Origin of the sequence: Luteimonas huabeiensis HB2 (assembly GCF_000559025.1) — a bacterium.
Taxonomy (GTDB): Bacteria; Pseudomonadota; Gammaproteobacteria; order Xanthomonadales; family Xanthomonadaceae; genus Luteimonas; species Luteimonas huabeiensis.
This window is the reverse complement of the sequence record NZ_JAAN01000001.1, coordinates 1-15,188: the sequence shown is the minus strand read 5'-3', so window position 1 is coordinate 15,188 and position 15,188 is coordinate 1. Positions and strand designations below refer to the sequence as shown.

The following is a 15,188-nucleotide window of genomic DNA, read 5'->3' as shown; positions in this document are numbered from 1 at the left end:
GGTGGGCATGGCGCCAGTCTCGATGCCGACGGCCGCGGCGGGAGGAGCCGGTCGTCATCGATCCGACCTGCCGGAAGTCACTTTCTGCGCGCCGGCCATTGCCGGCCGCGCCGTCGCGGCGGCAGCATGGGCCATGCCCGCCGTCCGCCGCACGATCCTCGACCCGCTGCACCTCGCCGCGCTGCTGACCATCGGCGCGGTCTCGCTGTCGCTGCGCGCCTATGCCCCGGAGCAGCGGCCGCTCGCCGCGGCGCTGCTGGCCGCCTTCGCGGCCGGCTTCCTGCTGCTGGGCCTGCTGCCGCCGCGCGCGCAGCGGTTCGCCCACGCGCTGCTGGTCGCGCTGCCGGCGCTGGCGCTGGCGCTGATCGCGCTGGATACGCGGCCGGGTACGGCGCCGGTATTGCTGGTGGTCTGGACCGCGGCGGCGTTCGCGGACTGGCCGCCGCGCGCGGCGGCGCTGGCGGTGGCGGCGGCCGATGTCGGCTACTACCTGATCCTGCGCTTCGTCGGCGGCTTCGATGCGCCGCTGACGGTGGTGCTGATCTTCGCCGGCTTCCAGGCCTTCGCCGCGCTGTGCATGCACTACGCGCGCACTGCCGAACGCGCGCGCGACCAGCTGGCGCGGGTCAACGCCGACCTGCTGGCCACGCGCGCCCTGCTGGCCGACAGCGCCCGCGACGCCGAACGCCTGCGGATGGCGCGCGAGCTGCACGACGTGGCCGGCCACACGCTCACCGCGCTGCGCCTCAACCTGCGCGCGCTGGCCGCGGATCCGGCGTTGGCCACGCGCGAGGAGATCGCCATCGCCGACCGGCTGTCGGGCGAGCTGCTCGGCGAGCTTCGAGGCATCGTGCAGGCGCTGCGCGACGACCGCGGGCTGGACCTGGAGACCGCGCTGCGCGCGCTGGCCGCGCCGTTGCCGCGGCCGGCGCTGCGGCTTGCGATCGGCGACGACGTGCGGGTGACCGATCCGGCGGTGGCCGAGGCGCTGCTGCGCCTGGTGCAGGAGGCGCTGACCAACGCCGCGCGCCATGCCGACGCGCGCACCCTCGACGTGGATCTGCAGCGCGACGGCGCGAGTTTGCGCCTGGCCATCCATGACGACGGCCGCCTGCGCGAAGGCTGGCGCGAGGGCAACGGCATCGCCGGCATGCGCGAGCGGCTGGCGGCGTTGCGCGGCGAGCTGCAGGTGGGACGCGACGCGCGCGGCGGCATGCGCATCGTCGCGAGCCTGCCGGCATGAGCGCGCTGCGGATCGCGCTGGCCGACGACCAGGCGCTGGTGCGCGCCGGCCTGCGCGCGCTGCTGGAAGGCCAGGGCATCCGGATCGCGCTGGAGGCCGACGGCGGCGAAGCGCTGCTGGACGGCCTGGCGCGGACTTCGGTGGACGTGGCCCTGAGCGACATCCGCATGCCGGGCGTGGACGGCATCGAGGCCGTGCGCCGGCTGCGCGCGCGCGGCGACGCGACCCCGGTGCTGCTGCTGACCACCTTCGACGAGGCGGAACTGCTGCTGCAGGCGCGCGAGGCCGGCGCGCAGGGCTTCCTGCTCAAGGACGCGGCGCCGGAGGACCTGCGCGAGGCCATCGCCCGGCTCGCCGCCGGCCAGACCCTGCTGCAACCGGTGGCCACCGATCCGGTGCGCGCGCGCTACCGTTACCACGACGCCGAGGCGCCGCGCGAGACCTTCGGCCCGCGCGAGGTCGCGATCCTGCGCCTGCTCGCCGGCGGCTACTCCAACCGCGAGATCGCCGGCTCGCTGTTCCTGGCCGAGGGCACGGTGAAGAACTACGTGTCGACGATCCTCGACAAGCTGGGCACGCGCGACCGCACCCGCGCGGTGCTCAAGGCGATCACGCTGCGCATCATCTAGGCCGCGCTCAGTGCGCGCGGCGGGGGTCGCTGCCCAGGCGCCGGTACAGGGTGCTGCGGCTGATGCCGAGCCGGCGCGCGGCGCGGGCGATGTTGCCGTCGCAGGCGGCCACGGCGGCCTGCATGGCGGCGAGGGTCAGCGCGTCCAGCGGCTGCGCGGCCATCGCGGCCGCCGGCATGGCAGGGACGGGCGCGGGCGCGGCGCCGTCGCGCAGCGGCGCGGGCAGCAGCTCCGGGCCGATCGCCTGCCCCGGCGCGGTCAGCGCGACCAGGGTGCGCAGGCAGCCGTCGAGCTGGCGCAGGTTGCCGGGCCAGGGGTGCGCGGCAAGCGCGGCGAGCGCGGCCGGGGCGAGCGTGCGGCCCTGCGCCATGCGCGCCCACAGCGCGCGCACCAGCGACGCCGGATCGGCGTGCTCGCGCAGCGCCGGCAGGCGCACGACGTGGTGCGAGAGCCGGTAGTAGAGGTCGGCGCGGAAGTCGCCGGCTTCCACCGCGGCGGCAAGATCGCGATGGCTGGCGCAGACCAGGGCGAAATCCAGCTTCACCGGCCGCCCGCCGCCCAGCGGGGTCAGTTCGCGGTCCTGCAGCACGCGCAGCAGGCGCGGCTGCAGGGCCAGCGGCATGTCGCCGATCTCGTCGAGGAACAGCACGCCGCCCTCGGCCTGGCGCAACAGGCCGGGGCTGCCGCGCCGGCGCGCGCCGGTGAAGGCGCCTTCCTCGTAGCCGAACAGCTCGGATTCGATCAGGCCCTCCGGCAGCGCGGCGCAGTTGACCGCCACGAACGGCCGCCCGGCGCGCGCGCCGGCGCGGTGCAGCGCGCGCGCGAAGACCTCCTTGCCGGTGCCGGTCTCGCCCTGCACCAGCACCGGGATGCCGGCGTCGAGCACGCGCCCGGCCTGGTCGAGCAGGGCGCGCACCGCCGGTTCCAGGATCGGGCCGCCCGGGTCCGCGGCGGGCCCCGCGCCGGCGCTGGTGCGCGCCGGGCTGCGGCGCGCGGGCGACGGCGCGTGCGGGGCCGGCGACGGCGCGCGCACGTGGCCATACAGCGCGCGCCCCTCGCGGTCGAGCAGCAGGCCGTCGTCGCGCAGGCGCGACAGCGGCGCCTCGAACAGCGCATCCCAGCCGGCCCGCTCCAGGTCGCTGCGCTCCAGGCCGAACAGCGCCAGCCCGGCGCCGTTGGCGGCGACCAGGCGCCCGTTGCGGAACGCCAGCAGGCCCTCGTGCGCGGTGCCGATCAGCGCCGGGTCGTGGTGCAGGTGCAGGACCTCGCTGTCGGGGATGCCGTCGTCGAAGTAGCGGTGCTCGATGCTGGCCACCGCGCGGCGCGCCAGCGCCAGCGCATGCACCTGCGGCACGCTGGCGTCGCCGGTGATGTCGAGCACGCCGGCCAGGCGCCCGTAGGGATCGAACACCGGCACCGCCGAGCAGGTCAGGATGCGGTGCGGATCGATGTAGTGCTCGCCGCCGCGCACGATCACCGCGCGCGCCTCGTGGATCGCGGTGCCGATCGCGTTCGTGCCCACGCGCGCCTCGTTCCAGCACGCGCCCGGCAGCAGCGCGACCTGCCCGGCCTTGTCGAGGAAGCCGGCGTGGCCCTGTGCGTCGAGGATCCAGCCCTCGGCGTCGGTCAGCACCACGATGCCGCCGGCGGCGGCGCAGTCGGCGGCCAGCGGCGCCAGTTCGGCGCGGGCGTGGCGCACGAGGTCGCCGTGGCGCTCGCGCATCTCGCGCAGGCGCGCCTGCTCGACCGGGGCGATGTCGGCGCGCTCGCGGCCCACGCCCAGCTGCCGGCAGCGCCGCCAGGAGCGCAGGATGGTGACCGGCACGGCATCGGCCGGGACACCGCCCCATTCGAAGAAGGCGCGGCGCGCGCGGGCGATGTCGGGATTGCGGGTCGCGGCCATGCGGGCCTCCGGCGAGGTGTCGCAGGATGCGACAGTGGATGCGCGGGCTGTCCGCATACACAACACAGATCGCGACGCCGCGCAACGCGGCCGCATGCTGCGTCGCAGCACGGGACACGAGGGCGCCGCGCCGCCATGCGGCGGCGGCGATGACGCGACGCAGCACGCGAAGTTGGCACGGCGCTTGCGGAAGGGAGTGGACCGACATCTTCCGAGAGGCCCGCCAATGAATGCAGCCGTCCAGTCCCCTCCCGCAGCGCCCGCCGCCGGGGCGCCGTTCAAGCCGCGCTACGACAACTTCATCGGCGGCCGCTGGACGCCGCCCAGGAGCGGGCAGTACTTCGAGAACACCTCGCCGATCAACGGCCGCGTCATCACCTCGGTGGCGCGCTCCAACGCCGAGGACGTGGAGGCCGCGCTGGACGCCGCGCACGCCGCCAAGGACGCCTGGGGCCGGACCTCGGCCACCGAGCGCGCCAACCTCCTGCTGAGGATCGCCGACCGCATCGAGGAGCACCTGGAACTGCTCGCGCGCGCGGAGACCTGGGACAACGGCAAGCCGATCCGCGAGACCACGAACGCCGACGTGCCGCTGTGCGCCGACCACTTCCGCTACTTCGCCGGCGCGATCCGCGCGCAGGAGGGCGGCATCTCCGAGATCGACCACGACACCGTCGCCTACCACTTCCACGAGCCGCTGGGCGTGGTCGGGCAGATCATCCCGTGGAACTTCCCGCTGCTGATGGCCTGCTGGAAGCTGGCGCCGGCGCTGGCGGCGGGCAACTGCGTGGTGCTCAAGCCGGCCGAGCAGACCCCGGCCTCGATCCTGGTGCTGATGGAGGTCATCGGCGACCTGCTGCCGCCGGGCGTGCTCAACGTGGTCAACGGCTTCGGCCTGGAAGCGGGCAAGCCGCTGGCGTCGAGCCCGCGCATCGCCAAGATCGCCTTCACCGGCGAGACCACCACCGGCCGGCTGATCATGCAGTACGCCAGCCAGAACCTGATCCCGGTGACGCTGGAGCTGGGCGGCAAGTCGCCCAACATCTTCTTCGCCGACGTCATGGCCGAGGACGACGACTTCCTCGACAAGGCCATCGAGGGCTTCGTGCTGTTCGCCTTCAACCAGGGCGAGGTGTGCACCTGCCCCTCGCGCGCGCTGATCCAGGAGTCGATCTACGAGAAGTTCATGGAGAAGGCGCTGGCGCGGGTGGCGGCGATCAAGCAGGGCGATCCGCTGGACCCGGCGACGATGGTCGGCGCGCAGGCTTCCGGCGAGCAGCTGGAGAAGATCCTGTCCTACATCGACATCGGCCGGCAGGAAGGTGCCGAGGTGCTGGCCGGCGGCGAGCGCGCGCGGCTCGACGGGGAACTGGCCGGCGGCTACTACGTGCAGCCGACGGTGTTCAAGGGCCACAACCGGATGCGCATCTTCCAGGAGGAGATCTTCGGGCCGGTGGTGTCGGTGACCACGTTCAAGGACGAGGCGGAGGCGCTGGCGATCGCCAACGACACCCTGTACGGCCTGGGCGCGGGCGTGTGGAGCCGCGACGCCGCGCGCCTGTACCGCATGGGCCGCGCGATCCAGGCCGGCCGGGTGTGGACCAACTGCTACCACGCCTATCCCGCGCACGCCGCCTTCGGCGGCTACAAGCAGTCGGGCATCGGCCGCGAGAACCACAAGATGATGCTCGACCACTACCAGCAGACCAAGAACCTGCTGGTCAGCTACTCGCCCAAGGCGCTGGGCTTCTTCTGACCCCGCGCCGCTTGATCGCGATCAACGCGCCGGGCGCGGCCCGCGCGTAGTGTCGACCCCAACGAAAGAAACAGGAGCGCAGCGTGTGAACAAGACCATGAAAGCCGCGGTGGTGCGCGAGTTCGGCAAGCCGCTGACGATCGAGGAAGTGGAGGTGCCGCGGCCCAAGGCCGGCGACATCCTGGTGAAGATCGAGGCCTGCGGCGTCTGCCATACCGACCTGCACGCGGCCGAGGGCGACTGGCCGGTCAAGCCCAGCCCGCCCTTCATCCCCGGCCACGAGGGCGTGGGCCACGTGGTCGCGGTGGGCGAGGGCGTGTCCCACGTCAAGGAGGGCGACCGCGTCGGCATCCCCTGGCTGTACTCGGCCTGCGGCCACTGCACGCATTGCCTGGGCGGCTGGGAGACCCTGTGCGAGGCGCAGCAGAACACCGGCTACTCGGTCAACGGCGGCTTCGCCGAGTACGCGCTCGCCAACGCCGACTACGTCGGTCACCTGCCGAAGAACATCGGCTTCGTCGAGGTGGCGCCGATCCTGTGCGCGGGCGTGACCGTCTACAAGGGGCTCAAGGTGACCGACACCCGGCCCGGCGACTGGGTGGTGATCTCCGGCATCGGCGGCCTGGGCCACATGGCGGTGCAGTACGCCAGGGCGATGGGCCTGAACGTGGCCGCGGTGGACGTGGACGACGCCAAGCTGCGCCTGGCCGAGCGCCTGGGCGCCGCGGTGACCGTCAACGCGAAGACCACCGACCCGGTCGCCTACCTCAAGAAGGAGATCGGCGGCGCGCACGGCGCGCTGGTCACCGCGGTCTCGCCCAAGGCCTTCGAGCAGGCGATCGGCATGGTCCGCCGCGGCGGCACGGTCTCGCTCAACGGCCTGCCGCCGGGCGAGTTCCCGCTGGACATCTTCGGCATGGTGCTCAACGGCATCACCGTGCGCGGCTCGATCGTGGGCACCCGGCTGGACCTGCAGGAGTCGCTGGCGTTCGCCGAGGCCGGCAAGGTCGCCGCGACGGTCGCCACCGACCGGCTGGAGAACGTCAACGACGTGTTCTCGCGCATGCACGCCGGCAAGATCGAGGGCCGCATCGTCCTCGACCTGGCGGCCTAGGGATCGGCACCGGCCCGTGTCCGCCGCCGCGCCTGGCCAGGCCCTCCCCCTGCAGGTGCTGGCGACGCCCGCGGCGCTGCGGCTCGTCGAGCGGCTGCGCGCGCGGCACGGGCCGGTGCTGTTCCACCAGTCGGGCGGCTGCTGCGACGGTTCCTCGCCGATGTGCTACCCGGTCGGCGAGTTCCTGCTCGGCGACCGCGACGTGAAGCTGGGCGAGATCGGCGGCGCGGCGTTCTACATCAGCGCGCCGCAGTTCGAGTACTGGAAGCACACCCAGCTGATCGTCGACGTGGTCGAGGGCCGCGGCGGCATGTTCTCGCTGGAGAACGGCGAGGGCGTGCGTTTCCTGCTGCGCTCGCGGCTGTTCTCGCAGGACGAGCTGGCGGCGCTGGCCGCGCACGGGCGGCTGTGACGGCGCCGCGGCGGCGTGCGAGGATGTAGCCCGGTTCCCGGAGGCGGTGCGGCCATGGCGACGGACGGCGAGAACGCGGGCAGGGATTCCATCGAGGCCCAGGACTTCATCGAGGTGGTGCCCGGCGCGCTGGACGCGGCGGCGTGCGCGGCGATCGTCGAGCGCATGCGCGCCAGCGATCAGCTGCAGCCGGGCCGGATCGGCGGCGGCGTGTTCCCCGAACTCAAGCGCAGCCGCGACCTGTCGCTGTCCGGGCGCGCCGAGTGGGCCGACGTGGACCAGGCGCTCAACGTGGCCGTGTACGGCGGCCTGCTGGCCTACCTGCGCCGCTACCCGCAGGCGCTGATCGCGCCGCTGATGCTGCAGCAGCCCGACGGCGCGGGCGGGATGCGCCGCCTCGGCGCGGAGGACCTCGCGCGGATGGACGACGCGGCGCTGGGCGACCTGGTGCGGACCTGCCTGCGCCCGGGCGCGACCAACCTGCAGTGGTACCGGGACGGCGAGGGCGGCTACCCCTACTGGCATTGCGAGCTGTACCCGCGCGATGCCCAGTGCGAGACCCTGCACCGCCACCTGCTGTGGACGATCTACCTCAACGACGGCTTCCGGGCCGGCGAGACCGAGTTCCTGTTCCAGCGGCGCAAGATCGTCCCGCGCACGGGCGACCTGCTGATCGCCCCGACCGCGTTCACCCACACCCACCGCGGCAACCGCCCGCAGGGCGCGGACAAGTTCATCGCCACCAGCTGGATCCTGTTCCAGCGCGCGGAGCGGCTGTACGGCGGCGGCTGAGCGGCGCGGCATGCCGGGTCCTTGCGCGGCCGGCGCGGGGACACGGTGCGCGACGGCCGGCTGCGGACGGACGCGACGCTCGGCCGTTCGCGCGCTCGGCGATCCGACGGCCCGGGATCAGTGGTTCGCGGCGCCGGGCAGGGTGTCCAGCTGCGCGGCGGGCAGCTCGAGATGGAAGACGCTGCCGCGGCCGGGCTCCGATTCCGCCCACAGGCGGCCGCCGTGGCGCTCCACGATCAACGCGGCGATCGCCAGGCCCAGGCCGTCGCCGCCGCCCTGGTCCGGGCCGTGCAGGCGCTGGAAGGGCTCGAACAGGCGCTGGGCGTAGCGCGGATCGAAGCCGCAGCCGGCATCCGATACGTCGACCAGCAGGCGGTCGCCGCGCGGCTCGCCCTGCACGCGGATGCGCACGCGATCGCGCTGGCGCGAGAATTTCCACGCGTTGTGGATCAGCCGCTCGAGCAACTGCTTGAGCAGGCGCTCGTCGCCCTGCACCAGCAGGCCCGGCTGGACCTCGACGTCGACGGCGACGGACGGTTCCAGGTCCTGCAGCTCGGCGAGGGTCCAGTCGGCGAGCATGCTGAAATCGACCACGTCCGTGCGCAGCGGCGCGCGCGCGGCGTGCGAAAGCTGCAGCAGCTTCTCGATCAGCCCTTCCATGCGGCCGGCGGCATCGCGGATGCGGCCCAGGTAGTCGCGCGCCTGCGCGTCCAGGGCCGCGCCGTGCTGGCTGCCGATCGCCTGCGCATAGCCGTGGATGGCGCGCAGCGGCGCGCGCAGGTCGTGGGACAGGCCGTGCGCCAGCAGCTCCTCGCGGCGGCGCAGGCCGGCGATCTCGGCCTCGGCGCGCGCGAGCCGTTCGGCGAGCGCTTCGGGCGCGGCTTCGCTGGGACGGGACGCGACGGACATCGGCGGACTCGGGAGGACTCCAGAGGGCGGAGTGTAGCCAGCCTGCGGAGCGGCAGGCGGAATGGGATGGTATCCCAATCCGGCCCGGGGTCCGCGTCACGCTCGAACCGGGTACGCGCCGCGGCGCGGCGCCGGCGTGCCCGTCGCGAGCGCGCGGCCCGCTAGGGCGTATCGACATTCGGCCTGCAGCGCCGGGCTGTCCCTTCTCCCGCAAGCGGTCGCATGTCGTCCCTTCTCCCGCAAGCGGGCCCATGTCATTTTGCACGCCTGCGGCGTGCCCCCCATCCGCCTTCGGCACCTTCCCCCGCTTGCGGGGGAAGGAAAAGACCAAGTGTCCACGCTGGCGGGGAAGGCGTCTTGCGCACGCTGAATGTCGATTCCACCTAAGGCGCCCCCATCGCCGGTGCGTCGGGGCCGCTGCGGGCGGGCGCTTCGCGGTGCTGCGCCTGGCGCTCCTGGGTCTGCGCCTCCAGGGCCTGCGCCATCCGCTGCTCGAAGGCGCGGCCGTAGGCGGTGTCGCGGATGTCGTCGAGCGCCTGGCGGAAGGCCTGCGGGCCGTCCTGCGCGGCCTCGGTCAGGCGGGCGACGACCTCGTGCGCGCCGCCGCCGGCACGGGCGGGGCCCGCATCGGCCGGCGCCGCGGGCTCGCGCGCCGGCGCCGCCACCGGCAGCTGGCCGTGCAGCACGCGCCCCTGCGCATCGAGCACGGTGGCGTCGATCCTCGCGATCCTGTCGTCGGCGTGGTCGCCATCGGCGCCGCGGGCGGCGCTGTGCAGCGCCTGCGCGAACGCGTAGGGATCATTCTGCAGGCGCCGCGCGAGCGCGACGGCGAACTCGGCGCTCTCCACCGGCCGGCCGTCGGCCTCGCGGGCGGCGATCCAGTCCCAGTCGCGGGGCCCGACCGGAACGGCGGCGTCGGCCGCGCGCATCTGCGCCATCAGCGCGGTCATCTGCCGCTCGTCGAAGACCAGCTCGACGCGGGCGCCGGGCGTCACCGGCGCGTCGGCCGGATCGAACTCGCCGCGCACCGCCGAGTTCACGAAGTACGCCATGTCGCGCTCCTCGGCCGCCTCGTCGCGGCCCAGGAAGCGCTGGAACAGGCCGTAGCCGGGGCGGTCGGTATCGACGGTGAACCGGTAGCTGCGCAGGTGGTCCAGCTCGTTGCCTTCGGCATCGAAGCGCTGCTCGACGCGCAGCGGCACGCCCTGCCCGTAGCGCAGGTCGGTCAGCTGGCCGTACGAGCCGTCGGGGAAGGTGGTGCGCACCAGGGCGCCGGTGTTCTCCGGACCGGACAGCTGGGCCTGCAGCCGCAGCTGCTCGGGGCCCAGGCCCAGGTCCATGCGCGCGGCGGAGCCGTAATCCAGCCGCTCGATGCGGGCCACGTCCGAGACGCCCGGGGTGCGGTGGGCGATCTCGCCGTTGGCGAGCAGGTGGGCGAAGGCGGCCTGCCCGTCGGGCGAGGACAGGTCGAAGCGCGCGGCGTGCAGCTCGGAGGCGCCCAGGCGGTCCTGCCGCCCGAGCATCGCGGTGGCCACGTCGGAGCGCAATCCGGCCGCGTGGTAGGCCTCCAGCGCGCGATTGGGACCGATCAGCACCTGCACGGCGTTCTCGCCGGTCCGCGTGATCGAGTAGCCCAGCCCTTCGGCCTCGAGCAGCGACGAGCGGGTGGCGGGCCCGAAGCGCGCGGCGGCGCGCTGGAACGAGGCCTCCATCGAGGTTTCCGAGAACGCCTGCCGGTTCAACCGGACCGTGGCCCCCACCGGCAGGGTGGACGGATCCAGGGGATCGATCCGCGCCGCCGCGGCGACCGCGGCCCGTTCGTCGGCGATGCCCTGCGGCAGCGCCACGACATAGGACACGCGGTGGCCCTCGCGCGCGGTGGCGCTGGCGGAGGCCGCCGACGTCCGCTGTTCCAGCGTCGCCGAGGCGTCCACCTGCCGGGTCAGCTTCACGCTGTAGCGTCCGTCCTCGTCGCGCGTCACCGCCTGCTCGGCGCTGGCGCCGGCCGCGACCGCGAGCTGCGGGTCGCGCAGGCGCGGCAGCGCGCCGCCGGCCTCGACCGCGCCCTTGACGCTGCCGGTGGCCGGGTTCCACTCCCAGCTGCGGCTCGCGCCGCCGATCTTCGACGACAGACCGACGGTCGTATCCGCGCCGGCGAAGGTGGGGTCGAAGCCGCCTTCGGTGAGCCGGTGGGTCGCGCTCATCGGCGGCGGCGGAACCGACAGCGTATCGCCGGCGACCAGGCGGCGCACCGAGAGCTGCTGCTCCGGGTTGGCCCGGTCGAGCATTTGCAAGGTCACGCCGTGGCGCCGGGCGATGTCGGCGAGGGTGTCGTGGGGCTGGATCGCGTAGTCCAGCGGCCGGTGCTCCGGCGCGTGTGCGGGGGTTTCCATGCGCGGCAGGATCGCGCGGACCGCCCGCCGGTTCAAATGCAGGGATCGCGCTTCGGCATCGTCGGCGGCCCGAACGCGTGATCCGGCCGGGTCAGAACAGCTCGCCCTGCGGCGAGGACGGCCGCGGCGGCCGGAACAGATCGGTACGCAGCGCCGGCAGGCGGCCGTAGCCCAGCGCGCGGTGGGCGCGGGCGAAGCGCGCCGCCACCAGCTGCGCGAACGGCCCCTCGCCGCGCATGCGGCTGCCGTATTCGCTCTGGTAGTCGCGGCCGCCGCGCATCTGCCGGATCAGGCTCATCACGTGCGCGGCGCGCTCCGGGTAGTGCAGCCCCAGCCATTCGCGCCAGATCTCCTTCAGCTCGTGCGGCAGGCGCAGCAGCACGTAGCCCGCCGAGGCCGCCCCGGCCTCGCGCGCCGCCTCCAGGATCGCCTCCAGTTCGCGGTCGGTGATCATCGGGATCACCGGCGCGACCAGCACGCCGGCCGGCACGCCCGCCTCCGCCAGCGCCTTCAGCGTGCGCAGCCGCGCGTGCGGCGCCGCGGCGCGCGGTTCCAGCTTCGCGGACAGGCGGTTGTCGAGCGTGGTCACCGACAGGTGCACGTTGACCAGCCCGCGCGCGGCCATCGGTGCCAGCAGGTCCAGGTCGCGCTGCACCAGCGCGCTCTTGGTGACGATGCTCACCGGGTGCCCGGCCTCGGCGCAGACCTCCAGGCAGGCGCGGGTGATGCGCCGCTCGCGCTCGATCGGCTGGTAGCCATCGGTATTGATGCCCAGCGCGATCGGGGTGCACACGTGCGAAGGTCTGGCCAGTTCCGCGCGCAGGCGCTCGGCGGCGTTGGTCTTGGCGAACAGCCGGGTCTCGAAGTCGAGCCCGGGCGACAGGTCCAGGTAGGCGTGGCTGGGGCGGGCGAAGCAGTACACGCAACCGTGCTCGCAGCCGCGGTAGGGATTCACCGACTGGTCGAAGCCGACGTCGGGCGAGGCGTTGCGGCTGATGATCCGGCGCGCGGTCTCCTCGGTCACCCGAGTCGCCGGCGGCGGCGGGCGGAAGACCTCGTCGTCCTCCTGCAGGCAGCCCCAGCCGTCGTCCTCGGCCACCGCGCTGCGGCGCTCGAAGCGCCCCTCGACCCAGGACGCGGCGCCGCGGCCCTTGATCGGGGCCGCGGACGGCATGCGCAGCTTGCCGGCGGGTCCGGTGGCGGTCATCCGCACAGGCTACGCCGGCGCCGTCTCAGCGCGTGCGACGGGCCCCAGGGCCGGCGCGCGGGGCCGGGACCGGCTATCGTGTGCGCCCATCGACCGTGCCGCCGGAGCTCCCGCCGATGCTGGACCTGATCGCCCGCGCCTGGGACGCGATCGCGCAGACGCCTCACCTGCCGTTGCTGCTGTTCGCCGGCTGGGTGGTGTACATGGTCTGGCTGGGCGGGTGGATCGTGCTGCAGAAGCGCGAGCCGGTGGCCACGCTGAGCTGGCTGCTCGGCCTGGCCGCGCTGCCCTACGTGGGCTTCCTGATCTACCACGTGTTCGGGCCGCAGAAGATCCAGCGCCAGCGGCTGCGCCGCGCGCACAACCGGACCCACCTGGACGCCCGCCACGACGCCTTCGGCAGCCATGCCGACGCGCGGGAACTGGCCCGGCTGGGCCAGGCGGCGAGCGGCCTGGCGCCCTCGGCCGCGCGCGAGGTGCGGCTGCTGGTGGACGGCGGCGAGAAATACGAGGCGCTGCTGGAGGACATCCGAAGCGCCGAGCGTCACATCCATCTGGAGTACTACATCTACGGCTGCGACCGCATCGGCCAGACGCTGCGCGACGCGCTGGTCGAACGCGCGCGGGCCGGGGTGACGGTGCGGCTGCTGGTGGATGCGGTCGGCAGCGCGCGGGCGCGGCGCATGTTCGCGCCCCTGATCGAGGCGGGCGGACAGATCGCCTGGTTCCACCCGACCCGCTTCGGTCGCTTCTGGCAGCGGCCCTGGATCAACCTGCGCACCCACCGCAAGATCGTGATCGTGGACGGCCGCGTCGCCTACACCGGCGGCATCAACATCACCGACGACCAGGACGAGCGCCACCGCGAGGACGCCTATCGCGACCTGCACGTGCGCCTGGAAGGCGACGTGGTGCGCCCGCTGCAGCGGATCTTCGTCGAGGACTGGGTCTACGCCAGCGGGGACTCCGATTGCATCGACGAGATCGCGCAGCAGACCCCCAGCGCGGAGCCTCCGGGCGACATCGCCGCGCAGGTGGTGTCGTCGGGGCCGGATTCCGACTGGGAGGCGATCCATCGCATCCACGTGGGCGCGATCCATGCCGCGCGCGACCGGGTCTGGCTGGTGACACCCTATTTCGTGCCCGGCGAGGCCGCGCGCATGGCGCTGACGTCGGCGGCGCTGGCCGGGCTCGACGTGCGCCTGCTGCTGCCCAAGCGCAGCGATTCGCTGCTGGTCACGCTGGCCGCGCGCTCCTACTTCGACGAACTGCTCGCCGCGGGCGTGCGCATCCACGAATACGGCCCGCGCATGCTGCACACCAAGGCGCTGCTGGTGGACGATTCGATCGTGATCCTGGGCAGCGCCAACTTCGACCATCGCAGCTTCCGGCTCAACTTCGAGGTCTCGGTGATGTTCGACGATCGCGACGTCGCCCGGCGCCTGGAACGCCACATCCAAGGCGAGTTCGCGCATGCGCCGCAGGTGCGGCCAGTGGCGCGGCGGCCGCTGTTCCGCGACCGCCTGCCGGAGGCACTGGCGCGGCTGATGTCGCCGTTGCTGTAGCCGCCCCCGCGCCGCGCTCGCCGGCCCAGCCCGTGCGGCGACCGGCGGCGCAGCCGGCGGTGCCGGCGGCCTGCGCCACGGCCGCGAGCGGGTAGACTGCTGGCGTCCGTGGCTCTCTGGGAAGGCGACCATGCCCTGGCTGTTCCTGTTGCTGGCGATCGCCGCGTTCGCGATCGCGATGTCGACCCAGTCGGTGGCGCTGGCGATGGTCTGCCTGGCGGCGGCGCTGGTGTTCCTGGCGATCTGGGTGCTGTCGCTGCTGGCCCAGCGCGTGGGCAACCAGGCCCGCGACGACACCATGATGATCGACCCGCAGGAACTGCGGCGCCTGCGCGAGGAGGTCGAGGCGCGCCGCGCGGCGGCCGCCGACGGCCAGGACGGGTCCGGCGGTGCGGTCCGATGAACCCGGCCGGGCGCGCGAACGCGTGACGCGGCTCAGCGTCAACCTCAACAAGGTCGCGCTGCTGCGCAATTCGCGCGGCGGCCGCGATCCCGACGTGCTGCACGCCGCCGGCGTATGCCTGGATGCCGGCGCGCACGGCATCACCGTGCACCCGCGTCCGGACGCCCGCCATGCGCGCACCGACGACGTGCTCGCGCTGGCCGCGCTGTGCCGGCAGCGCGGTGTCGAGTTCAACCTCGAAGGCAATCCTTTCGCCGCGCCGCGACCGGGCTACCCCGGATTCCTGGCCCTGTGCGCGCAGGCCCGCCCGCACCAGGCGACCCTGGTGCCCGATGCCGACGGCCAATTGACCTCCGACCACGGCTTCGATTTCGCGCGCGACGCCGCGCGGCTGCGCGAGCCGGTCGCCGCGCTGCGCGCGCTGGGCTGCCGGGTCAGCCTGTTCGCCGACGCCGGCGCCGCGGTGGAGAGTGCGGCCGAGATCGGCGCCGAACGCATCGAGCTCTATACCGGCCCCTATGCGGAGGGCTGGGCCGCGGGCCGCAGCGGGGCCGCGTGCGCGCCCTTCGCCGAGACCGCGCGGCGCGCGCAGGCGGCCGGCCTGGGCGTCAACGCCGGTCACGACCTCAGCCAGGCCAACCTGCCCGACTTCCTGGCCGCGGTGCCGGGCGTGCTGGAGGTCTCGATCGGCCACGCGCTGATCGGCGAATCGCTCTACGACGGCCTCGCCGCCACCGTCGCGCGCTACGTGCGCATCGTCGGCACGAGCACCGGAAAGGCGCCGGAGACGAATCGGCCCGCCTGACCGGGACGCTCGGCGGGCCGCACCCCGAGGCGTTCTGATCGGGTAGGGAGCCGGGTT

At 73.9% G+C, this 15,188-nt stretch carries 13 protein-coding genes; 9 read left to right on the top strand and 4 right to left on the bottom strand.

From position 1 onward, the window contains the following. Positions 1 to 7 precede the first annotated feature (7 nt). Both Z164_RS0100065 and Z164_RS0100060 read left to right on the top strand, forming a co-directional pair. Positions 8 to 1,243 carry a sensor histidine kinase gene (locus Z164_RS0100065; RefSeq protein ID WP_152540814.1) on the top strand — a complete coding sequence of 412 codons (1,236 nt, stop codon included), beginning with the start codon at positions 8 to 10 and terminating at the stop codon, positions 1,241 to 1,243. After that, positions 1,240 to 1,872, top strand: coding sequence for a response regulator transcription factor (locus Z164_RS0100060; protein ID WP_024888708.1), 633 nt, complete (start codon positions 1,240 to 1,242; stop codon positions 1,870 to 1,872). The genes Z164_RS0100065 and Z164_RS0100060 overlap by 4 nt, the downstream gene beginning before the upstream one ends. Before the next feature lie 7 nt (positions 1,873 to 1,879). On the opposite strand, the gene Z164_RS0100055 is transcribed toward Z164_RS0100060, so the two are convergent. Beyond that, positions 1,880 to 3,775: a sigma-54-dependent Fis family transcriptional regulator gene (locus tag Z164_RS0100055; protein ID WP_024888707.1), complete on the bottom strand. Its 1,896-nt coding sequence runs from the start codon at positions 3,773 to 3,775 to the stop codon at positions 1,880 to 1,882. Positions 3,776 to 4,001: 226 nt separating this feature from the next. On the opposite strand from Z164_RS0100055, the gene adh reads away from it, so the two are divergent. The 4 genes from adh (at position 4,002) to Z164_RS0100035 (ending at position 7,849) form a co-directional block, all read left to right on the top strand. Then, complete coding sequence (gene adh / locus Z164_RS0100050; protein ID WP_024888706.1) at positions 4,002 to 5,531, top strand: aldehyde dehydrogenase; 1,530 nt, start codon at positions 4,002 to 4,004, stop codon at positions 5,529 to 5,531. 85 nt (positions 5,532 to 5,616) lie between these two features. Then, positions 5,617 to 6,645 (top strand): alcohol dehydrogenase AdhP, encoded by a 1,029-nt coding sequence (gene adhP / locus Z164_RS0100045; RefSeq protein ID WP_024888705.1) that lies wholly within the window; start codon positions 5,617 to 5,619, stop codon positions 6,643 to 6,645. 16 nt (positions 6,646 to 6,661) lie between these two features. Further along, a complete protein-coding gene (locus Z164_RS0100040; protein WP_024888704.1) occupies positions 6,662 to 7,057 on the top strand; it encodes a DUF779 domain-containing protein in 396 nt (131 codons plus the stop codon). A 54-nt stretch (positions 7,058 to 7,111) separates the two neighbouring features. Further along, positions 7,112 to 7,849: a 2OG-Fe(II) oxygenase gene (locus Z164_RS0100035; protein WP_024888703.1), complete on the top strand. Its 738-nt coding sequence runs from the start codon at positions 7,112 to 7,114 to the stop codon at positions 7,847 to 7,849. A gap of 117 nt (positions 7,850 to 7,966) precedes the next feature. Here the strand turns inward: Z164_RS0100035 and Z164_RS19595 are convergent, their stop codons facing one another. The 3 genes from Z164_RS19595 to Z164_RS0100020 all read right to left on the bottom strand — a co-directional run bounded on the left by Z164_RS19595 (position 7,967) and on the right by Z164_RS0100020 (position 12,358). Further along, positions 7,967 to 8,758, bottom strand: coding sequence for a sensor histidine kinase (locus tag Z164_RS19595; RefSeq protein WP_024888702.1), 792 nt, complete (start codon positions 8,756 to 8,758; stop codon positions 7,967 to 7,969). A gap of 383 nt (positions 8,759 to 9,141) precedes the next feature. Then, positions 9,142 to 11,151: a LysM peptidoglycan-binding domain-containing protein gene (locus tag Z164_RS0100025; protein ID WP_152540813.1), complete on the bottom strand. Its 2,010-nt coding sequence runs from the start codon at positions 11,149 to 11,151 to the stop codon at positions 9,142 to 9,144. Between the two features lie 91 nt (positions 11,152 to 11,242). Next, complete coding sequence (locus tag Z164_RS0100020; protein WP_233671470.1) at positions 11,243 to 12,358, bottom strand: PA0069 family radical SAM protein; 1,116 nt, start codon at positions 12,356 to 12,358, stop codon at positions 11,243 to 11,245. A 116-nt stretch (positions 12,359 to 12,474) separates the two neighbouring features. On the opposite strand from Z164_RS0100020, the gene cls reads away from it, so the two are divergent. From cls to Z164_RS0100005, 3 genes are all read left to right on the top strand, one after another. Next, positions 12,475 to 13,923, top strand: coding sequence for a cardiolipin synthase (gene cls, locus Z164_RS0100015; protein ID WP_024888699.1), 1,449 nt, complete (start codon positions 12,475 to 12,477; stop codon positions 13,921 to 13,923). A gap of 130 nt (positions 13,924 to 14,053) precedes the next feature. Next, the gene (locus Z164_RS0100010; RefSeq protein ID WP_024888698.1) at positions 14,054 to 14,326 is read left to right on the top strand and encodes a hypothetical protein; all 273 of its coding nucleotides are present in this window, start codon (positions 14,054 to 14,056) and stop codon (positions 14,324 to 14,326) included. Between the two features lie 22 nt (positions 14,327 to 14,348). Continuing rightward, positions 14,349 to 15,131: a pyridoxine 5'-phosphate synthase gene (locus Z164_RS0100005; protein ID WP_024888697.1), complete on the top strand. Its 783-nt coding sequence runs from the start codon at positions 14,349 to 14,351 to the stop codon at positions 15,129 to 15,131. The last annotated feature ends 57 nt before the right edge of the window (positions 15,132 to 15,188 follow it).